Genomic DNA, 1,698 nt, shown 5'->3' on the forward strand with positions numbered 1-1,698 from the left:
CCCGTTTCTAAATCTCGTTTCTGAATTTTGACACCGCCACGGATAACCTTGTCTGATACGGAAAACTGGTTACTTCCAGATAGTACAGCAAGGTCGCCGTCCTCGGTAATCTGTGTTACATATAAGCCCTTAATCTGTTCGGACTTGTCGCCAGCCTGCATATATGCACCGTCTAACAAGTAGCCGTTTGGAGCTTTTGTTTCCTCAACGGTTAGTGTCCCAAGTGGAAGAACCGCTTTACCGTCCTGCATATAGAAACTGTCGCCAGATACCTTGTAAGCGTCCGCTAATTTTGTAACATAATGGATTGTGCCGTCGCTGTCCTTTTCAGCGATTGTCTTTGTAACCCATGTACGAGTAGCTTCGGCAGGGAGATTGTCTTTCGTATAGAAACCAGCATAATACTTCCATGTAAATTCCGCACCTGCTAAAGAAGCGTTCCCCTGCGGATTGTCTTTCTGTGTTTCCATATCAATCTTAAAAAGCTCAATCAAAGTGTCCGTTACTTTTGGCGTATCTGATACTTTCAAGGTCGCTGTCTTTCCAGCTTCAACCTTTAAGGAATATACAGTTTTATCCACTTTATATCCTGCTGGTGCGGATAATTCCTTGATATAGACTGTGCCTGCTTTTACCTCTACAACATCTGTATTTCCGTTTTCATCAGTCGTAAGGGTGGCAAGCTGTTTTGTGCAGTCCTTATTAGCAAAGACACCATAGGTTGTACCAGAAATAGAGTAATTCCCGTTACCGTCTGTAATGCTGGTATTACTGGAAGTCTTTTGAAGTTTCGCATTTCCGACATTCAGTTTCGCCCAGAATTGTCCCAATTCCTGCCCCTCGCCAGAGTAGATATAACCGGCACATTCATAGCGTCCTTTATTTTCTTTGACAAAGGCTCTTGCACCAGCGAAAACTTCGTCCTGCGTAGCCTTTGGTATTTCATCATAAGAAGCTCGCACGTTATTACATTGCCAGCCAAGATGTACGCTCAATCTCTGCCAGACTACAAGCTGTCTTAAAAGGTAAGCGTGATTTTTGCTTATTCCGCTGTGACTGTCTGTGTACTGTTTTACATATTCGATAGATAAGGCAACGTCGCTTATCTGGTCGATACTCATGCGTGAGCTTGCGTCAGCTCTGGTCTTGTAACCATTCTTAAAGTCTGTGTTAATGTCAATACAGTAAGCGTCCTCGCTCTCAACGGTTAAATGTCCCTCATTAAAGGTAGAACCAATCGAACCGTCATTCATTACTTTTTCAACGATACCGACACGCTCTTTTGACTCCGTCCAGTATTGCTTGCTTTCTGCATGAACGGGTGTAGTCGGTAAAGCAGTAACGACAGTTGCAAGAGCTAAGAAGCCCGTACACAATCGTTTTAACATCTTTTTCATAAATCTAATGCTCCTTTCATTTTGGGTAATAAAATAGCCGTCCAATAAGAACGGCTGGAAATAGAAAAGGAACGTCATTTTAGGCGTTCCATAGTCTATAAGTTATTCAATTTTTTATACTGATGTGTTACTCATCAAAATCTCAAATTAAGGTTATTTGACACCAATTTTGACACCAATTTTTTGTATATTGACGATTTTTGATGAAATGTGATAAATTCATAAAACCCGTGAAAAGCCTGTAAATAGGCACTTTACGGCACTCTATGAACTAAGACAAAAGCTACGCTGTAATAACAAG

At 41.5% G+C, this 1,698-nt stretch carries 1 pseudogene; it reads right to left on the reverse strand.

What is annotated here, in order from left to right:
* Positions 1 to 1,397, reverse strand: a pseudogene (locus tag DW761_RS21585) (SrtB-anchored collagen-binding adhesin); the annotation flags it as partial.
* Positions 1,398 to 1,698: the final 301 nt, after the last annotated feature.

Origin of the sequence: Absiella sp. AM29-15 (assembly GCF_003434225.1) — a bacterium.
GTDB classification, from domain to species: domain Bacteria; phylum Bacillota_I; class Bacilli_A; order Erysipelotrichales; family Erysipelotrichaceae; genus Hoskinsella; species Hoskinsella hominis.